General features: G+C 71.9%; 1 protein-coding gene (only partly in view). It reads right to left on the reverse strand.

The annotated features are described in order from the left end of the window. On the reverse strand, positions 1 to 18555 hold the final stretch of the coding sequence (locus tag ACWDU4_RS14560) for a non-ribosomal peptide synthase/polyketide synthase (RefSeq protein WP_450114606.1). 24927 nt of this gene lie beyond the right edge of the window; only the last 18555 of its 43482 coding nucleotides appear in the window; its start codon lies off the right edge, out of view — the gene reads right to left on this strand; its stop codon occupies positions 1 to 3.

Consider the following 18555-nt stretch of genomic DNA (forward strand, 5'->3'; position numbering starts at 1 on the left):
TCAGTCCCGCTCGCGCAGGATCCCGTCGAGCACTGGCCCGATCTGCGCCAGCGCCCGCGGCGTCGTCATTCCGTTGTGGTCGGAATCGACGTCGTGGATGACGGTGGCCCCGACGAACTCGGACCACTGTGCAGCCCCGTCGAGGTGGCCGAGGTCCCCGCGCCGGGCGGCGAAGAAGTCCACCCGTCCGTCGTACCGCTGCGGGGCGTACGCCTCGATGAGGTCCCCGGCGCGCCCGGCGCTGGCGAGGATCCGGTCGAGGTCCGCCGCGGTCAGCGACGCCGGGAAGCCCGGCACCGCCTGCAGCAGTTCCAGCAGCCGCTGCGGGGTCAGCTCCGCCGGATCGGGCCCGAGATCGATGCCGAACCCGAGTCCGGCGACGACCTCGCCCATGTTGTCGGCGGCCGCGACCGATCCGACCTCGACGAGGTCGCGGAAGCTGTCGAGCATGACGAGGGACTCCACCCGCTCGCCCAGTGCCCGCAGCCGGACGGCCATCGCGTGCGCGACGACACCACCGAACGACCAGCCGAGCAGGTGGTACGGGCCCTCCGGCTGGACCGCGCGGATCTGCTCGACGTACAGCTCCGCGATGTCCTCGATCGTGTCGGGCAGGACCCCACCGGACAGTGCCGGCGACTGGATGCCGTACACCGGGCGGTCCGCGGACAGGTGCTGCGCGAGCCCGCCGTACGACCAGGACAGGCCGACGAACGGGTGCACGCAGAACAGCGGCGGCTGCGACCCGGCGCTGCGCAGCGGCAGCATCACCTGCAGTGCGGCCTCGCCCTCGGTCGATCCGGCGCGGGCGGCGTCGATGCGTTCGGCGATGCGGCGCGGGGTCGGGTCGGTGAACATCCACTGCAGCGGCACGCGCACCCCGGCTCGGTCGCCGACCATGGCGACCAGGCGGGTGGCGAGCAGCGAGTGGCCACCGAGATCGAAGAAGCCGTCGTCGATGCCGACGCCGTCGGCACCGAGCACCTCCTCGAACGCCTCGACGACGATCCGCTCGGTCGGTGTGCCGGGAGCGACGTACGGCGCCCGCTCCGCGAACTGGGGTTCCGGCAGTGCCTTGCGGTCGATCTTTCCTGCGCCGGTCAGCGGGATCTCGCTGATCGGCACGATCGCCGCCGGAACCATGTACGCGGGCAGCCCCTCCCCGACGAACGCGGTGAGCGTCACCGGGTCGACTTCGGCACCGTCCACGGGCAGCACGTATGCGGCCAGCGCGGTCGCGCCGCCGGGACCGGGCACACCGATCACGTGTGCGAATTCCACGCTCGGGTGCGCGGTCAACGCCGACTCGATCTCGCCGAGCTCGATCCGGAAACCACGGACCTTCACCTGGAAGTCGGAGCGACCCAGGTAGTCGACGATCCACCGATCGTCGCCGTCGCCGGGGATCCACTGCGCGACGTCGCCGGTCCGGTACATCCGCTCGCCGGGTGCACCGAACGGGTTTGCCACGAACCGCTCGGACGTGAGACCCGCGCGGCGGTGGTAGCCACGGGCCAGCGACGTGCCGAACACGTACAGCTCGCCGGGAACACCGGCGGGTACCGGCCGCAGCTGCCGGTCGAGGATGACGGCTCCGACGCCGGCCAGCAGGCCACCGATCGTGACGTGTTCCCCGGACTGCAGTCCTCCGGTGGCGGTGACCCAGATCGTCGTTTCGGTCGGACCGTACGCGTTGACGAACGTCCGGCCGGGTGCCCACCGGGTCACCAGGTCCGCGGGGCACGCCTCGCCACCGACCACCACGACCCGGAGTTCGTCGAGTCCGTCGGGGTCGACGGACGCCAGCGAACCGGGCGTCATGAAGGTGTGGGTGACGTGCTGCTTGCGGATCAGGTCGGCCAGGTCGGCGCCACCGAACACCGACGCCGGCGCCACGACCATCGTCGCGGCCGATCCGAACGCCATCAGGTATTCGAGCACGGACGCGTCGAAGCTCGGCGAGATCACGTGCAGCACCCGGTCGCCGGCCTCGATGTGGAAGCGCGTGCGCGCCTCTTCGGCGGTGGTGAACAGGTCGCGGTGGGTGACCACGACGCCCTTCGGCAGGCCCGTCGATCCGGAGGTGTAGATCATGTACGCCGCCGAGGCCGGGCGCACCGGGTGGGTGCGGTCGGCATCGGTGATCGGGGCCGAGGCCGTCTCCCCGAGCCGCGCCGCAACGTCGGCGTCGTCCAGGACGATCCACGGCAACCCGGCGTGCGGGCCGTCGCGGTGGGCACCGATCGTCAACCCGAGCACTGCACCGGAGTCGGTGAGCATGTGCTCGATGCGATCCGCCGGGTAGCTCGGGTCGATCGGCAGGAACGTGGCCCCCGCCTTCGCGGTCGCCCAGATCGCGGTGACCGATTCGATCGACCGGGACAGCGCGATCGCGACGACGCTCTCGGTACCGACACCGGATTCGAGCAGCAGCCGGGCGACCCGGTTCGACCGCTCGTCGAGGTCCCGATACGTCAGCGCCTCGTCGCCCTCGATCAGGGCGAGCGCGGTCGGATCCACGGCGACGGCGGCGGCGAGCACGTCCGGCAGGCTGCGGAACCCGTGGCCCTGCGGGCCGTGGGCCGGCACCAGCTCGGCGCGGTGCGCCGGGTCGAGCAGGTCCAGCGACGCCAGTGCCGTGTGCGGAGCCCGGGCGAACGCCTGGACCGCGCGGGTCACGAATCCGAGGACCTCCTGCGCCCGGTCCACCGAGACGACGCCGTCGAGGAACTTCAGACGCAGCGCCAGCGTGCCGTCGTACTCCGCGACCAGTGCCAACGGGTAGTGCACCGAGTCGCTGCCGGACATTCCCGCAACGGTCATGCCGTCGATGTCGCCGCCCCCGGCGCCACCGGCGTCCGGGTACGACTCGAACACCGCGAGGGTGTCGAACACCGTGCCCTGGCCGGCGACGGACTGGATCTCCGCCATACCGACGTAGTGGTGGTCGAGCAGGTCGGCCTGCTCCCCCTGCAGCCGCGACAGCAGCTGCGTCACGGACTCGGTCACGTCGAGCCGCACCCGAACCGGCAGCGTGTTGATGAACAGGCCGATCATCTCTTCGACGCCGTCGATCTGCGGCGGACGGCCGGAGACGGTGGCGCCGAAGGTGACGTCCTCGCGTCCGGTCAGGGTCGCGACGACCAGCGCCCACGCGGCCTGCACGACGGTGTTCATGGTGAACCCGTGTTCGCGGCCGAGAGCGACCAGCGCGTCGGACAGCTCGGTGTCGAGGTGGGCGGCGAGCTCGTGCGAGTCGCCGAGTTCGTCGCCGCTGTCACCGATCACCATGGTCGGCTCGTCGCTGCCCTCGAACGCGGTCCGCCACGCCTCGAGCGAGTGCGCGCGGTCCTGCCGGGACAACCAGGCCAGGAAATCCCGGTACTGACGGGCCGGCGGCAGGTGCGTCGCGTCGCCACGGGTGGCGTACAGCGCGAACAGGTCCCGCAACAGCAGCGGCGTGGACCAGCCGTCGAGCAGGGCGTGATGGTTGAGCAGCATCAGCCGGTACTCGTCGTCGGCAAGCTTGACCAGGGTGAACCGGATCAGGGGCGCCGAGGCGAGGTCGAAGCCCTCGCTGCGGTCCGCGGCCAGCAACTCGGTCAGCGCCGCGTCCCGCTCGGTGACCGGGACCGAGGTCAGGTCGACGGTGCGCCACGGCAGGGTGACGGTGCGCTGAACGATCTGTGCGCCGACGCCGCCCTCGTAGCTGAAGGCAACCCGCAGGTTCGGGTACCGGTCGAGCAGCGCCTGCCCGGCCGCCCGGATCCGGTCGGCGTCCACCGTGCCGGTCAGGGTCAGCATCATCTGGACCTGGTAGTAGTCCGTGTCGTCGCCGGCCAGTTGAGACTGGTACAGCAGACCGTCCTGCAGCGGCGAGAGCGACCAGACGTCGGACATGTCCGGGTACTGCGCCTCCCACTTCTCGATCTGCCGCTGGTCGACGGTGACCAGTTCGAAGTCGGACGGGGTGCGGCCGCCGGCGTCGGGACGGTCGGCGTGCGCGGCCAGTGCCGTCAGCGCCTCGACCCACAGGTCCGCGAACCGCTGCACCTCGTCACGGCCGAGCAGTCCGGTCGCGTACGACCAGGTGGCCACCAGCTTCGCGCCGGACGGGGTGCCCACCGCGATCGCGTTGACGTCCAGCACCGCGGGCACGGCCATGTCGTCGTTGCGGGCTCCGGCCAGGTTGACCTGCGAACCCTCGCGTGCCTGCTGCTCGTCGGACACCGAGCTCTGCTCGTCGGACACCGAGCTCTGCTCGTCGGATACCGTGCCGCGCCGGCCCAGGTAGTTGAAGCCGATCTGCGGCGCCGCGAACCCGCCGAGGACCTCGGCGGTCTCGGGGTTGAGCCGGCTGAGCAGGCCGTAGCCGATGCCGTGGTCGGGAACCGCGAGCAGCTGTTCCTTGACCGCCTTGACCGCGACGCCGAGGTCGGCGCCGCCGGTGAACGCGGCCGTGAGGTCCACGCCCGACAGGTCGAGGCGGACCGGGACCTGGGTGGTGAACCAGCCGACGGTGCGCGAGAGGTCCGCACCGGGCAGCACCTGCTCCTCGCGGCCGTGGCCCTCGAGGTTGACCAGTGCGGTCGTCTCGTCGATGCCCCGCTCGGCGCGCCAGGTGACGAGCGCCATCGCGAGCGCGGTGAGCAGTCCGTCGTTGGCGGTGCCGTGGAACTTGCGCGGCAGCACGGTGAGCACCGTCTCGGCGATCTCGGCCGGGACCTCGACGTGCAGGTCCTCGACGGTGGCGACGACGTCGCGGGCCGTATCGAGCGGTCGCGACCCGAGGTCCGGGTCCGGGCCCTCGAGGATGCCGCGCCAGATGTCCAGTTCGGCGACCCGGCGCTCGGACCGCGCCTCGTCGACGAGGCCGTGCGCCCAGCGCCGCGCGGAGGTGCCGACCGGGGCGAGCTCGATCGACTGACCGTGCGCGAGCTGACCCCACGCGGCGACCAGGTCGCCGCTGAGGATCGGCCAGGACACGCCGTCGATCGCGAGATGGTGCACGAGCAGCATCAGCTGACCGGGCGCCTGCTCGTCGGCGGGAACGAACCACACCGCCTGCAGCATCACGGCGCGGGCCGGGTCGAGCCGGTCCGCGGCCGCATCCAGTTCCGGTGCCGCGGCGGCGACGAAGTCGTCCGCGTACGACACCGCGTGCACCAGGTCCGCGGCGTCGACGGTGCCGGCCTCGAGAACCTCGAGGGCCCCGACACCGTCGGTGACGGTCAGCCGGGCGCGCAGCATGTCGTGGTGGTCGAGCACCGCCTGCACCGCGCCGGTCAGGTGGGTGAGGTCGACGTCCCGCGGCAGCGTCAGGATCTCGGCCTGCGAGAACCGGTCGTAGCTGCGTCCGTGCTCGATCATCCAGTGCCCGATGGGCGAAAGCGGGATCTCGCCGACACCGCCGCCGGGCAGTTCCTCGAGCACCTCGAGTTCGACGCTGGCGGCCGCCGCGGCCAGCGCCGCCACGGTCCGATGCTCGAACACCATCTTCGGGGTCAGGACGATGCCTGCGGCCTTGGCGCGGGCGACCAGCTGGATGGACAGGATGCTGTCGCCGCCGAGCGCGAAGAACGAGTCGTCCACGCCGACCGAGTCGAGGCCGAGGAGCTGCGCGAACAGGTCGCAGAGCACCTTCTCGGTCTCGGTCCGCGGCGCCCGCGAGGTGCGGACACGCGCCGCGAAGTCGGGCGCGGGCAGCGCCTTGCGGTCGAGTTTGCCGCTGCGGTTGAGCGGGAACTCGTCGAGTCCGACGAACACCGCGGGGACCATGTAGTCCGGCAGACGTCGGCCGAGCGCCGCGATCAGCGCCGCCTCGTCGACGACCGCACCCGGGGTGGGCACCACGTAGCCGACGAGCAGCTGCTGGCCGGGGTTGTCCTCCCGTACCAGCACCGCCGCCTGCGCGACGGTGTCCTGCTCGTGCAGCACCGCCTCGATCTCGCCGAGCTCGATCCGCAGACCACGCAGCTTGACCTGGAAGTCGGCGCGGCCCAGGTAGTCCAGCTCGCCGGAGTTGCTCCAGCGCACCAGGTCACCGGTCCGGTACATCCGGGAACCGCTGTCGCCGAACGGGTTCGCGACGAACCGGTCCGCCGTCTGGCCGAACATGGCGCCGTAGCCGCGGCCGACGGCGATGCCGCCGACGTACAGCTCGCCGGCCACCCCGATCGGAGTCGGCCGGAGCCGGTCGTCGAGCACGAACAGCTCGACCCCGGGGATCGGCGAACCGATCGGCACGGCGCCGCGCTCGTCGCGACCCACCTCGTGGAAGGAGACGACGTCCGACGCCTCGGTCGGGCCGTAGCTGTTGAACACCCGCAGTCCGCCGTCGATCAGCGCGCGCAGCGGCGTCAGCTTGACGGCCTCGCCGCCGAGGAACAGCATCTTCAGCCCCGCCAGCACGCCCGCGGCGTCGGCGTCGACGACCGCCTCGAACGCGGACGGCGACATGTTCGCCACCGCAACCGCGTTGGCGGCGATGATGCCGAGGATGGCCGCCGGGTCGAAGCCCTCCCCCGCCAGATGGACGGTGGCACCGGACGCGAGCGCGGCCCACACGTTCTTCTGGGTCAGGTCGAAGCTCGGCGACGACGCGACGAGCACACCGTCTCCGGCGGACAGGTCGAGTTCGCGGCGATACCAGTCGACGGTGTTGGCGATGCCGGCCATCGGCACCAGGGTCGGTTTCGGCCGCCCGGTGGAACCCGAGGTGGAGATCACGTAACCGAGGCGCGCGCCGGCACCCGGCTCGGACCACACGTCGGCGGGAGCCGCCGTCTCGCCGGCCTCGCGCGCGTCCACCACCAGGACGGCGGCGTCGGCGAGGGTGTCACCGGGGCCCGCGGCCGCGATCCACTCCGCTGTCGCGACCAGCGCACGGGCGCCGGTGTCGGCGAGCAGGGCGGCGATTCGGTCCACCGGGTGCGCCGGGTCGACCGGGGCGTATCCCGCTCCGACCTTCCACGCCGCGAGCATGCCGACGATCCAGTCGACCGACCGGCCCAGCGCCAGCGCGACCACGTCGTCTCGACCCGCACCCGCCGAGGACAGTTGCGCGGCAAGGGCGTTCGCGCGTTCGTCCAGGTCGCGGTAGGACAGCTCCAGGTCACCGTCGACGACGGCTGCCGCATCCGGGATCCGGGCGACCTGTGCAGCGACCAGGCCGAGCAGCGTGGCCTCCCCGACCGCGGAGCCGGCACCACGGCCGAACTCCGCAACCCGGGCGCGTTCCTCGGCACCGAGCAGGTCCACGTCGCCGAGGCGCACCGCCGGGTTCGCCGACACCTGCGCGAGCACGCGCAGGAACCGGTCCGCGAAACCGCGGACGGTGGACGCGTCGAACAGGTCGGTGGCGTAGCTCAGCGACGCCGCGATCTCCGCGGGCGCACCGTCCTCACGGTAGGTCTCCTGCAGGCCGAGGGTCAGGTCGAACTTCGCCGGTTCCGGACCCGATTCGACGGCGGCGACCGTCAGGCCGGGCAGCTCGAAGCTCGCCTGCTCCAGGTTCTGGAACGTGAGCATCACCTGGAACAGCGGCGAGTGCGCGGTCGACCGCTCGGGGTCGAGCACCTCGACGAGCCGCTCGAACGGGATGTCGGTGTTGCCGAACGCCCCGAGGTCGCTTTCGCGGACCGCTTCGAGCAGGTCGGCGAACGTGATGTCCGGGTCGACCTCGGCGCGCAGCACGAGCGTGCCGACGAACATGCCGACCAGGTCGTCGAGCGCGGCGTCGCCGCGGCCCGCCGAGGGGGTGCCGACGGCGATGTCGGTGGTTCCCGACAGCCCGGCGAGCAGCACCGACAGGGCGGCGTGCATCACCATGAAGACGCTGGCGCCGCCGGCGCGGGCCACCTCGACCAGTGCACGGTGCGTGTCGGCGTCGACGCTGAACTCGACGGTGTCGCCTGCCAGGGACTGCACCGGCGGCCGCGGCCGGTCGGTGGGCAGTTCCAGCTGCGTCGGCAGGTCGTCGAGCGCCTCCCGCCAGTAGGCGATCTGCTGTGCCGCGAGGGACTGCGGATCGTTCTCGTCGCCGAGGACCTCCCGCTGCCAGATCGCGAAATCGGCGTACTGCACCGGCAGTTCGGTCCACTGCGGCGGCAGGCCCGCGGTCCGCGAGCCGTAGGCGACCATGACGTCACGCGCGAGCGGTGCCATGGACGAACCGTCGCCGGCGATGTGGTGCACGACCACGACCAGGACCCGGTCGCTCGGCCCGGTCTCGAACAGGGCGATTCGCAGCGGCGGGGCGACGGTGACGTCGAATCCACCGGACGCGAAGTCGACCACCGCGGCGAGCAGGTTCTCCTCGGAGACGGGACGCGGCGCCAGTGCAGGCATCACCTCGTCGGCCGGCAGCACCACCTGGTACGGCTCGCGGCCGACCGCCGGGTACACGGTCCGCAACGTCTCGTGCCGATCGACGACGTCGGCGACGGCGCGAGCCAGCGCCGCGACGTCGAGGTCGCCGGACAGCCGGACGGCCAACGGGATGTTGTAGGCCGCCGAGTCGGTGTCGAACTGGTTGAGGAACCACATGCGCCGCTGCGCCAGTGAGAGCGGGATCCGCTGCGGACGGGTCGCCGGCACCAGCGCGGGGCGCGAGACGCCCTGCGTGCGAACCGAGTCCACGTACGCGGCCAGTGCGGCGACGGTCGGGGCGTCGAACACCTGGCGCACACCGAGGGTGGCACCGAGCACGGCACCGACGCGGGCGGTGACCCGGGTCGCGGACAGCGAGTTGCCACCGAGGTCGAAGAAGCTGTCCGTCGAGCCGACGCGTCCGACTCCGAGCACCTCGGCGAACACGCCGGCGACGATCTCCTCGGTCGCGGTCCGCGGCGGCACGAATCCACCGGTGACCGTGACGATCTCGGGCTCCGGCAGCGCCCGGGTGTCGAGCTTGCCCGCCGGGGTCGTCGGCAGCTCGTCGAGCACCACGATCGCGGACGGGACCATGTACGCGGGCAGGGTCCGGGCGATGTGCTCGGACACCGCGGCGACCCGGATGTCGACGCCCGGGGCCGCGAGCACATACGAGACCAGATGGGTCTCGCCGGACTCGGCGACGTGACCGGCGGTGTGCGCGAAGTCGATTCCCGGGTAGGACGCCAGCGCCGCGTTGATCTCGCCGAGTTCGATGCGGAAGCCACGGACCTTGACCTGGGAGTCGGACCGGCCGAGGTACTGCAGCCGCAGCGCGGAGCTCTCCCCGGTCCACCGGACCACGTCACCCGTGCGGTACATCCGGGCACCGGCGACATTCCCCGTCGCTCCGCTCGCCCCGACCGCGAACGGGTTGGCCACGAAGCGGTCCGAGGTCAGCCCGGCCCGCGCGTGGTAGCCACGGGCCAGTTCCGGACCTGCGACGTACAGCTCGCCGGGCACGCCGACCGGCACCGGCCGCAGCCGGGCGTCGAGCACCAGCGCCTCGACACCCACCGTGGGTGTGCCGATCGCGACCGGCTCGCCGGCGACCATCGGGCCGTCGATCACGACCGCGATCGTCGACTCGGTCGGCCCGTACATGTTGAACATCGCACGGCCGCGCGCCCAGCGCTCGGCGAGTTCGGGCGGGCAGGCGTCGCCGCCGGTGCCGACCATCTCCAGCCGGTCCAGCGCACTCTCGTCCAGGGACGCGAGGGCGGCCGGGGTGATGAAGGCGTGGGTGACCTCCTGGTCCCGCATCAGCGCCGTCAGCTCGGCACCACCGAAGACCTCCGGCGGGGCGATCACCAGGGCCGCGCCCGAGCCGAAGGCCATCAGGTACTCGATGATCGACGCGTCGAAGCTCGGCGTGGTCACGTGCAGCACACGGGACGCCGGGGTGATCGCGCAGCGGGTGCGTACGTCCGCGGCCAGGTTGTGCAGGCCCTGGTGGGTGACCGCGACACCCTTGGGCAGACCCGTCGAACCCGAGGTGTAGATCAGGTACGCCGCATTGCGGACGTCGAGCGGGGCGGTGCGCTCGGAGTCGGTGATCGGCGCGTCCGACTGCCCGGCCCATTCGGCGGTGAAGTCCGCGTCGTCGAGCACCAGCCAGTCGATGGAGTCGTCGAACGACTCGCGGTGCGCGCGGACCGTGATGCCGATCGGCGCACCCGAGTCGGTGAGCATGTGCGCGATCCGGTCCGCCGGGTAGTTCGGGTCCACCGGCAGGAACGCGGCGCCGGACTTGGCGACCGCCCACACCGCGGTGACCGACTCGATGGACCGGGACAGCCCGAGGGCCACGAAGCTCTCCGGTCCGACGCCGCGGTCGACGAGGATCCGGGCGAGTCGCGTCGAGCGCTCGTCGAGTTCCCGGTAGCCGACCGTCACGTCGCCGAAGGCGAGCGCGGTCGCGGCCGGATCCTGTGCGGCGGCCGCGGCCAGCAGCTCGGGCAGGGTGCCCACACCGACGGCGGCGGCGCCGCGGACCGGCGCCAACTGCGCGGCCTCGGCAGCGCCGAGGATCTCGATGTCCCCGACCGGTGCCGACGGGTCGGCGGCGATCGCGTCGAGGATCCGGGCCATCCGCGCGGTGAACAGCTCCACCGTGGCGGCGTCGAAGATGTCGGTGGCGTAGCCGAACCGGGCGGTCATGCCCTCGGCGCGACCGCCGGCGTCGACCCGCTCCGCGTACGACAGTTCCAGGTCGAACTTCTCGACGTGCGTGTCGTCGGCGATGCCGCTGACCGTCAGCCCGGGCAGCTCGAACCGTTCCTCGCCGATGTCCTCGGTGGAAAGCACCACCTGGAACAGCGGCGAGTGCGACGTCGAGCGGGCCGGGTCGAGGATGTCGACGAGCCGCTCGAACGGCAGGTCGGCGTGGGCGAACGCACCCAGGTCCACCTCGCGGGCCTGCTCGAGCAGCGCATCGAAACCACGGGCTGCGTCCACCTCGGTGCGCAGCACCAGGGTGTTGACGAACATGCCGACGAGGTCGTCGAGGGCGCGTTCGCCGCGGCCGGCGATCGGGGTGCCGACCGCGATGTCGGAGGTGCCGGACAGCCGGGCGAGCAGCACCGCGAGCGCGGAGTGCATCACCATGAACAGCGTGGCGCCGTTGTCCTTGGCGATCGCCCGCAGCCGCTCGTGCGTCTGCGCGGTGATCTCGAACTCGGCGGTCGCGCCCTGCTGGGTGCGGTCCGCCGGGCGCGGCCGGTCGGTCGGCAGCGCCAGCACCTCGGGCACCCCGGCCAGGGCGCCGGTCCAGTACGCCACCTGTTCGGCCGCGAGGGACTGCGGGTCGTCCTCGGCGCCGAGCAGTTCCCGCTGCCACAGCGTGTAGTCCGCATACTGCACCTCGAGCGGCGCCCAGCCGGGCTCCTCACCCGTCGAGCGGGCGAGGTAGGCGACCATGACGTCGCGGGCCAGCGGCGCGGTCGACGATCCGTCACCGGAGATGTGGTGGACGACGAACGCGAGCACGTGCTCGTCGGCCGCGATCCGGAACAGCGCGACCCGGACCGGGGCCTGCGCGGTCACGTCGAACGGCGTGACCGCGAATTCGCCCACCACCGAGACGATCTCGTCGGCGGTGACGTCGATCGGGGTCAGCTCGGTGAGGACGTCGTCGACGCCGAGGATCACCTGGTGCGGACCGTCCGCCGAGTCGGGGAACACCGTGCGGATCGACTCGTGGCGAGCGACGACGTCCCGGACCGCGGCGGCCATGGCGGCGACGTCGAGGTCACCGGACAGCCGCACCGCGAGCGGGATGTTGTACGCCGCCGAGTCGGTGTCGAACCGGTTGAGGAACCACATCCGCTGCTGTGCGAGCGAGAGCGGGATCCGCTCCGGACGCGGGCGCGGCGCGAGCGCAGGCCGGGCGTGGCCGGCACCGGCACGTTCGACCTGCTGCGCGAGACCGGCGACGGTCGGCGCGTCGAACAGCGCGCGGACGCCGAGGGCGGTTCCGAGCGCGGCGTTGACGCGCGCGATCACCCGCGTCGCGACCAGCGAGTTGCCGCCGAGTTCGAAGAAGCTGTCGGTGGCGCCGACCCGGTCGAGGCCGACGACCTCCGCGAACACCGCCGCGACGATCTCCTCGACGGGGCCACGCGGCGCCACATAGGCGGCCTGGTCGACCTCGATGTGCGGGGCGGGCAGGGCGCGGCGATCCAACTTGCCGCTGGCGTTCAGCGGCATCTCCTCCAGCGCGACGAACGCCGCCGGGACCATGTAGCTCGGCAACCGCTGCGCCAGGTGCGCCTTGAGCTCGGCCGGGTCGATGATGTCGGCGGCGCCGACGGGCTCGACGCCTCCGCCGACGACGTACGCCACCAGCTGGTCGCCGGTGTGCGGGTCGCTGTGCAGCACCACGACGGCCTGCTCGACCCGCGGGTGCGCCAGCAGCGCCGACTCGATCTCGCCGAGCTCGATACGCAGGCCGCGCAGTTTCACCTGGAAGTCGGTGCGGCCCAGGAACTCCAGCTGCCCGTTCGCATTCCAGCGCACCAGGTCGCCGGTGCGGTACAAGCGGGACCCGTTGCCCTCGAACGGGTTCGCGACGAACCGGTCCGCCGTCAGGTCGGGACGGCCGACGTAGCCGCGGGCCAGCTGGTCGCCACCGTGGTACAGCTCACCGGCGACGCCGACGGGCACCGGCTGCAGGCGCGCGTCGAGCACGTAGGCGGTGGTGTTCCAGACCCCGCGGCCGATCGGGACGATCCACTCGCCGGCCTCGGCTGCGTCGAACGCGGTCGTGGTGATCGCGGCCTCGGTCGGACCGTAGGTGTTCTCCACGGCGGTACCGAGATCGGCGATCTTCCGCGCGGTCTGCGGGGTCAGTGCCTCGCCGCCGGCGAGGATGTGCCGCATCGAGGCGGGCACCCCCATGTCGGGGCTGGCGAGCAGCATTTCGAGCAGCGACGGCACGAACTCGGCAATGGTGATGCCCTCGGCGGCCATCACCTCGGTCAGGTACTCGGGGTCGCGGTGCCCGTCGGGGCGCAGCACGACCACCCGGCCACCGACCTGCAGCGCGGCGAAACACTCCCACACCGACACGTCGAAGGTGATCGGCGCCTTCTGCATCACCCGGTCGTCGGCGGTCATGCCGAAGTGGGCGTGCATCCAGCGGGTCTGGTTGGTGATCGCGGCGTGCTCGACCGCGACGCCCTTCGGCCGCCCGGTCGAGCCGGACGTGTAGATGACGTACGCGGTGTTCTCCGGACGCAGCGGAGCGATCCGCTCGGCGTCGGTGACCGGCGACGCGTCCCGACCGGAGAGGTCGAGGGTGTCGACGTACAGCACGGTGCGGTCGGCGGGCAGATCCACACCGTCCGTGGTGGTGGTCAGCACGATGCGCGGATCGGCGGACGCGAGCACGTAGGCGGTGCGCTCGGCCGGGTGGTCCGGGTCGAGCGGCAGGTACGCGCCACCGGTCTTGACGATCGCGTACATGCCGATCATCAGGTCCAGCGAGCGACGCATCGCGAGGCCGACCAGGCTCTCCGGTCCGACACCGGCGTCGATGAGCTCCCGCGCCAGTCGGTTCGCGGCGGCGTCGAACTCGGCGTAGGTGAGCTGCTCTCCCTCGAACAGCACCGCGACCCGGTCCGGGGTGCGGGCCACCTGTTCGTCGAACAACGACACGAGCGTCGCGGGCGCGAGCTCGGTCGCGGTCTCGTTCCACGTCCGCAGCACCTGCGCACGCTCCGCCGGGGCGAGCACGTCGACGTCCCCGACCCGCAGCGACGGGTCGGCGACGGCGGCGTCGAGGATCCGCACGAACCGCTCGGCGAACCCGGCGACCGTCGACTCGTCGAACAGGTCGGTCGCGTAGGTGAAGTACGCGTACATGCCGTCCGGTGCGCCGGCCTCGCCGACGCCCTCGCCGACCGTCAGGTCGAGGTCGAACTGTGTGACCTCGGCACCCGGGTCGAGGGCGCTGATGGTCAGGCCGGGCAGCTCGAACTCGGCCCGGTCCTGGTTCTGCAGCGACAGCGACACCTGGAACAGCGGGTGGTGCGCGGTCGAGCGGGTCGGGTTCAGCACGTCGACGAGCCGCTCGAACGGCACGTCGGTGTGCCCGAACGCGCCGAGATCGGAGTGCCGGACGCGGGCGAGCAGGTCCGCGAACGTGTCGTCACCGTCGACCTGTGCCCGCAGCACGATCGTGTTGACGAACATGCCGACGAGATCGTCGAGCGCGGCCTCGCCGCGGCCACCGATCGGAGTGCCGATCGCGATGTCGGTCTCCCGGGTCAGGCGCGAGAGCAGCACCGTCAGTGCCGTGTGCAACACCATGAAGGGGGTGGCGCCGTGCGCGGTCGCCACCTCGTGCACGGCCCGGCGGGTGTCCTCGCCGATCGAGAACATGTGGCGTCCGCCGCGCATCGACTGCTCGGCCGGCCGCGGCCGGTCGGTGGGCAGGTCCAGCGCATCCGGCAGCCCGGCGAGCGCGGTGGTCCAGTAGTCGACCTGCTGCGCGGCGAGGGACTGCGGGTCGTCCTCGGACCCGAGCAGCGCGCGCTGCCAGATCGCGAAGTCCGCGTACTGCACCGGAAGCGGAAGCCACTGCGGCGCAATCCCGTTGACGCGGGAGGTGTACGCGATCATGACGTCCCGCGCGAGCGGCGCCATGGACATGCCGTCGGCGCTGATGTGGTGCACCACCATCACCAGCACGTGCTCGGTGCTTGCGGGTCGTTCCGCAGACTCCACTCCTGCGGCGTCGACGGCGAGCAGCCGGGCCCGCACCGGCGGGGCGGCGGTGACGTCGAAGCCGGTGGACAGCAGGGCGACGACGGCGGCGGCCAGCTCGGCCTCCGGCACCGCGACCGGGGCGAGGTCGAACTCGACCTCGGCGGCCGGGACGACCACCTGGGCCGGGCCGTCGACGGAGTCGGGGAACACGGTCCGCAGCGACTCGTGCCGGGCCAGGACGTCGCGCACGGCCGCGGCCAGCGCGTCGGTGTCCAGCTCGCCGGACAGTCGCACCGCCATCGGGATGTTGTAGGCCGGGGATTCCGGATCGAAGCGGCTCAGGAACCACATCCGCTGCTGGGCCAGCGACAGCGGCACCCGGTCGGGGCGCGGGCCCGCGACGAGCGCCGGGCGGTCGGCACGATCGGCGTGCTCGAACCGCTGCGCCAGCTCGGCGACGGTCGGCGCCTCGAACAGGTCCCGGACGCCGACGCGGGCGTCGAGGGCGGCGTTCGCGCGGGCGACCACTCGGGTCGCGACGAGAGAGTTGCCGCCGAGGTCGAAGAAGCTGTCGTGGACACCCACACGCTCGGCGCCGAGCACCTCCGAGAAGACCGCGGCGATCGCCTCCTCCACCGGGGTCCGGGGGGCGACGAACTCGGTTGCCGCGGAGAGGAAGTCCGGGGCGGGCAGAGCGCGGCGGTCCAGCTTGCCGTTCGCGGTCAGCGGGAACTCGTCGAGCACGACGAGCGCCGACGGCACCATGTACGCGGCGAGGAACTCGCCGACGAACGCCAGTACCGCATCCGCATCGACGGTGACACCGGCCTCGGGGACGACGTAGCCGACGAGACGGTCACCGGTGTGCTCGTCGGAGCGCACCAGCACCGCGGACGCCGCGACACCCTCGTAGCGCAGCAGCGCCGACTCGATCTCGCCGAGCTCGATCCGGAAGCCGCGCAGCTGCACCTGGAAGTCACTGCGCCCCAGGTACTCCAGCTGACCGTCGGCATTCCAGCGCGCCAGGTCGCCGGTGCGGTACATCCGATCCCCGACAGCAACATTCCCCGTCGCCCCGGTCGCGAACGGGTTCGCCACGAAACGGTCCGACGTCAGGTCGGGGCGACCGAGGTAGCCGCGCGCCAACTGCCCACCGTGGACGTACATCTCGCCGACCACACCGACCGGCGCAGGCTGCAGCCGCGCGTCGAGCACGTACACACCCATGCCCGGCAGGCCGCGACCGATGACGCTGGCCTTCGACTCCCGCGCGAACTCGCGGTCGAGGGACAGGAAGCTCACGTGCACCGTGGTCTCGGTGATGCCGTACATGTTCACCAGGCGCGGAGACTGCTCGTCGTGCCGCTCGTACCACCGCTCGAGCTGGCCGAGGTCGAGGGCCTCGCCACCGAAGATCACGTACCGCAGGCTCAGCTGATCGGAGACAGACCTGTCCCCCGCGCCGGAGACAGACCTCTCCCCTGCAACCCGGTCCGCTTCCGCGAGCTGGTAGAACGCCGACGGCGTCTGGTTGAGCACCGTCACCCGTTCCCGCCGCAGCAGTTCCAGGAACTCCTCCGGCGAGCGCGAGGTCAGGTAGTCGACGATGACCAGTTCGCCGCCGAACAGCAGCGGACCCCACAGCTCCCACACCGAGAAGTCGAACGCGTAGCTGTGGAACATGGTCCACACGTCGGTCTCGTCGAACCCGAACTTGGTCTGCGTGTTCGCCATCAGGGTGAGCACGTCCATGTGCGGCACCACGACGCCCTTGGGGCGACCTGTGGAACCGGACGTGTAGATCACGTACGCCGGGTGCTGCGGCGACAACGCCGCAACCCGCTCGGTGTCGGTGACCGGCGCGGCCGACACCTGCGACATCCGGGCCGCCAGCTCCGTGGAGTCCAGGAGCAGCTTCGGAATGTCGTTGTCCGGCAACGAGTCCACGTCCGCGGCGGTGGAGAGCACGACCACCGGCTTCGAGTCGGCGAGCATGTACGCCAGCCGGTCCTGCGGGTAGGTGACATCCACCGGCACGTAGCCGCCGCCGGCCGTGAGCACCGCGAGCAGGGCGACCACCAGGTCGGCGGTACGCGGCATCGCGACCGCGACCATCGACTCCGGCCCGACGCCCTCGGCGATCAGCACGCGGGCGAGTCGGTTCACCCGCTCCGCGAGCTCGCCGTACGACAACCGCTCGCCGGCAGCAACCACCGCGGTGCGGTCCACGTACGCCGCCGCCTGCCGCGCGAACGCGGCGGGCAGCGTGCCCGTCGGCGTCGCGACACCCGGATCGACCCACGCGGTCAGCACCTGCTCACGCTCGGCCACACCGAGCACGTCGAGCGCGGCAACCCGCTGGTCCGGCGCGTCCGCGAATGCGGTCAGCACCCGAAGCACCCGGTCGAGCAGGGTCTGCACCTCGGCGGCGGTGTACACGCCGGTCAGGTACTTCAGCTGCAGGTGCAGCCGGTCTGCGACGCTGGCGACCAGGGTCAACGGGTAGTGCGTGGAGTCCATGCCGCGCAGCCCGGTCACCCGCATGCCGTCGATGTCGGCGGCCTGGGCGAGCGCGTCCTGATCCACCGGGTAGGACTCGAACACGGTCAGGGTGTCGAACGACGCCGCGGCGCCGACCGTGTGCTGGATCTGCGACAGGCCCACGTAGTGGTGATCGAGCAGATCGGCCTGTTCGACCTGGACCCGCTCGAGCAGGCCGGTCAGCGTCTCGGCCGGGTCGAGTGCCACCCGCACCGGCAGGGTGTTGATGAACAGACCGATCATCGACTCGACGCCGGGCAGATCCGCGGGACGACCGGAGACGGTCGACCCGAACACCACGTCGGTGCGGGACGTGAGCGCCGACAGCACGATGCCCCAGGCCGCCTGCACGACGGTGTTCAGGGTGACGCCGTGCCTGCGAGCGAGCGCGGTCAGGTCCGCGGTCAGCTCCGCGGACGCGAAACGGGACAGGTCGGTGGACTCCACCGAGCCGTCGCCCTCCCCGAGCGCGAGCAGCGACGGCTCGTCGAGACCGGCGAACGCGTCCTTCCACGCGGCGGTGGAGGCGTCGAGGTCACGGCCGGCCAGCCACGCAAGGAAGTCGCGGTACTCGCCCGCAGGCGGCATCGTCGATGCGTCACCGCCGGTGGCGTACAGGTACAGCAGATCCTTGAGCAGCAGCGGCGTCGACCAGCCGTCGAGCAGCACGTGGTGGTTGGTCGAGACCATCCGGTACCGGCCCTGGCCGAGGTCGGCGAGCGTGAACCGGATCAGCGGCGCGGTCGCCATGTCGAACCCGCGCGCCCGGTCCTGCCGCAGCAGGTCGGCGAACGCCGCATCGGGATCCGGCGACGCAGCCAGATCGACTGTCTGCCACGGCAGCTCGACCTCGGCGGGAACGATCTGCACCGGTTCGCCGGAGGCGGTGTCGAACGCGACCCGCAGGTTCGCGTGGCGACGCAGCAACGCCTGCCCGGCCGCCCGCAGTCGCTGCGGATCGACGGTGCCCTCGAGATCGAGCACCGTCTGCACCAGGTAGGCGTCGAGGTGCTCACCCGCGAACTGCGCGTGGAAGAGCAATCCCTCCTGCAGCGGCGAGAGGGACCACACGTCGGCCAGACCCGGGTGGCGGGCCTCGAGGTGCTCGACCCCGGCCTGGTCCAGCGGGACCAGCGGGAGGTCCGACGGGGTCAGGCCGCCTGCGCCCGGGGTGGCGGAGTACTCGCTGAGCGCGGTCAGTGCCGCGACCCACAGGTCCGCAATGGCCTGCGCGTCGGCGCCGTCGAGGACGCCGGTCGCGTACGAGAAGGTGGCACCGAGGCGGGTGCCGTCGGCGGTGTCGACCGCGGATGCGTTGATGTCGAGGATCACCGGTGCGGTCATGCCCGCGTCGCGCACGCCACCGAGGCT

The sequence above is a fragment of the Rhodococcus sp. NPDC003348 genome, assembly GCF_053589375.1.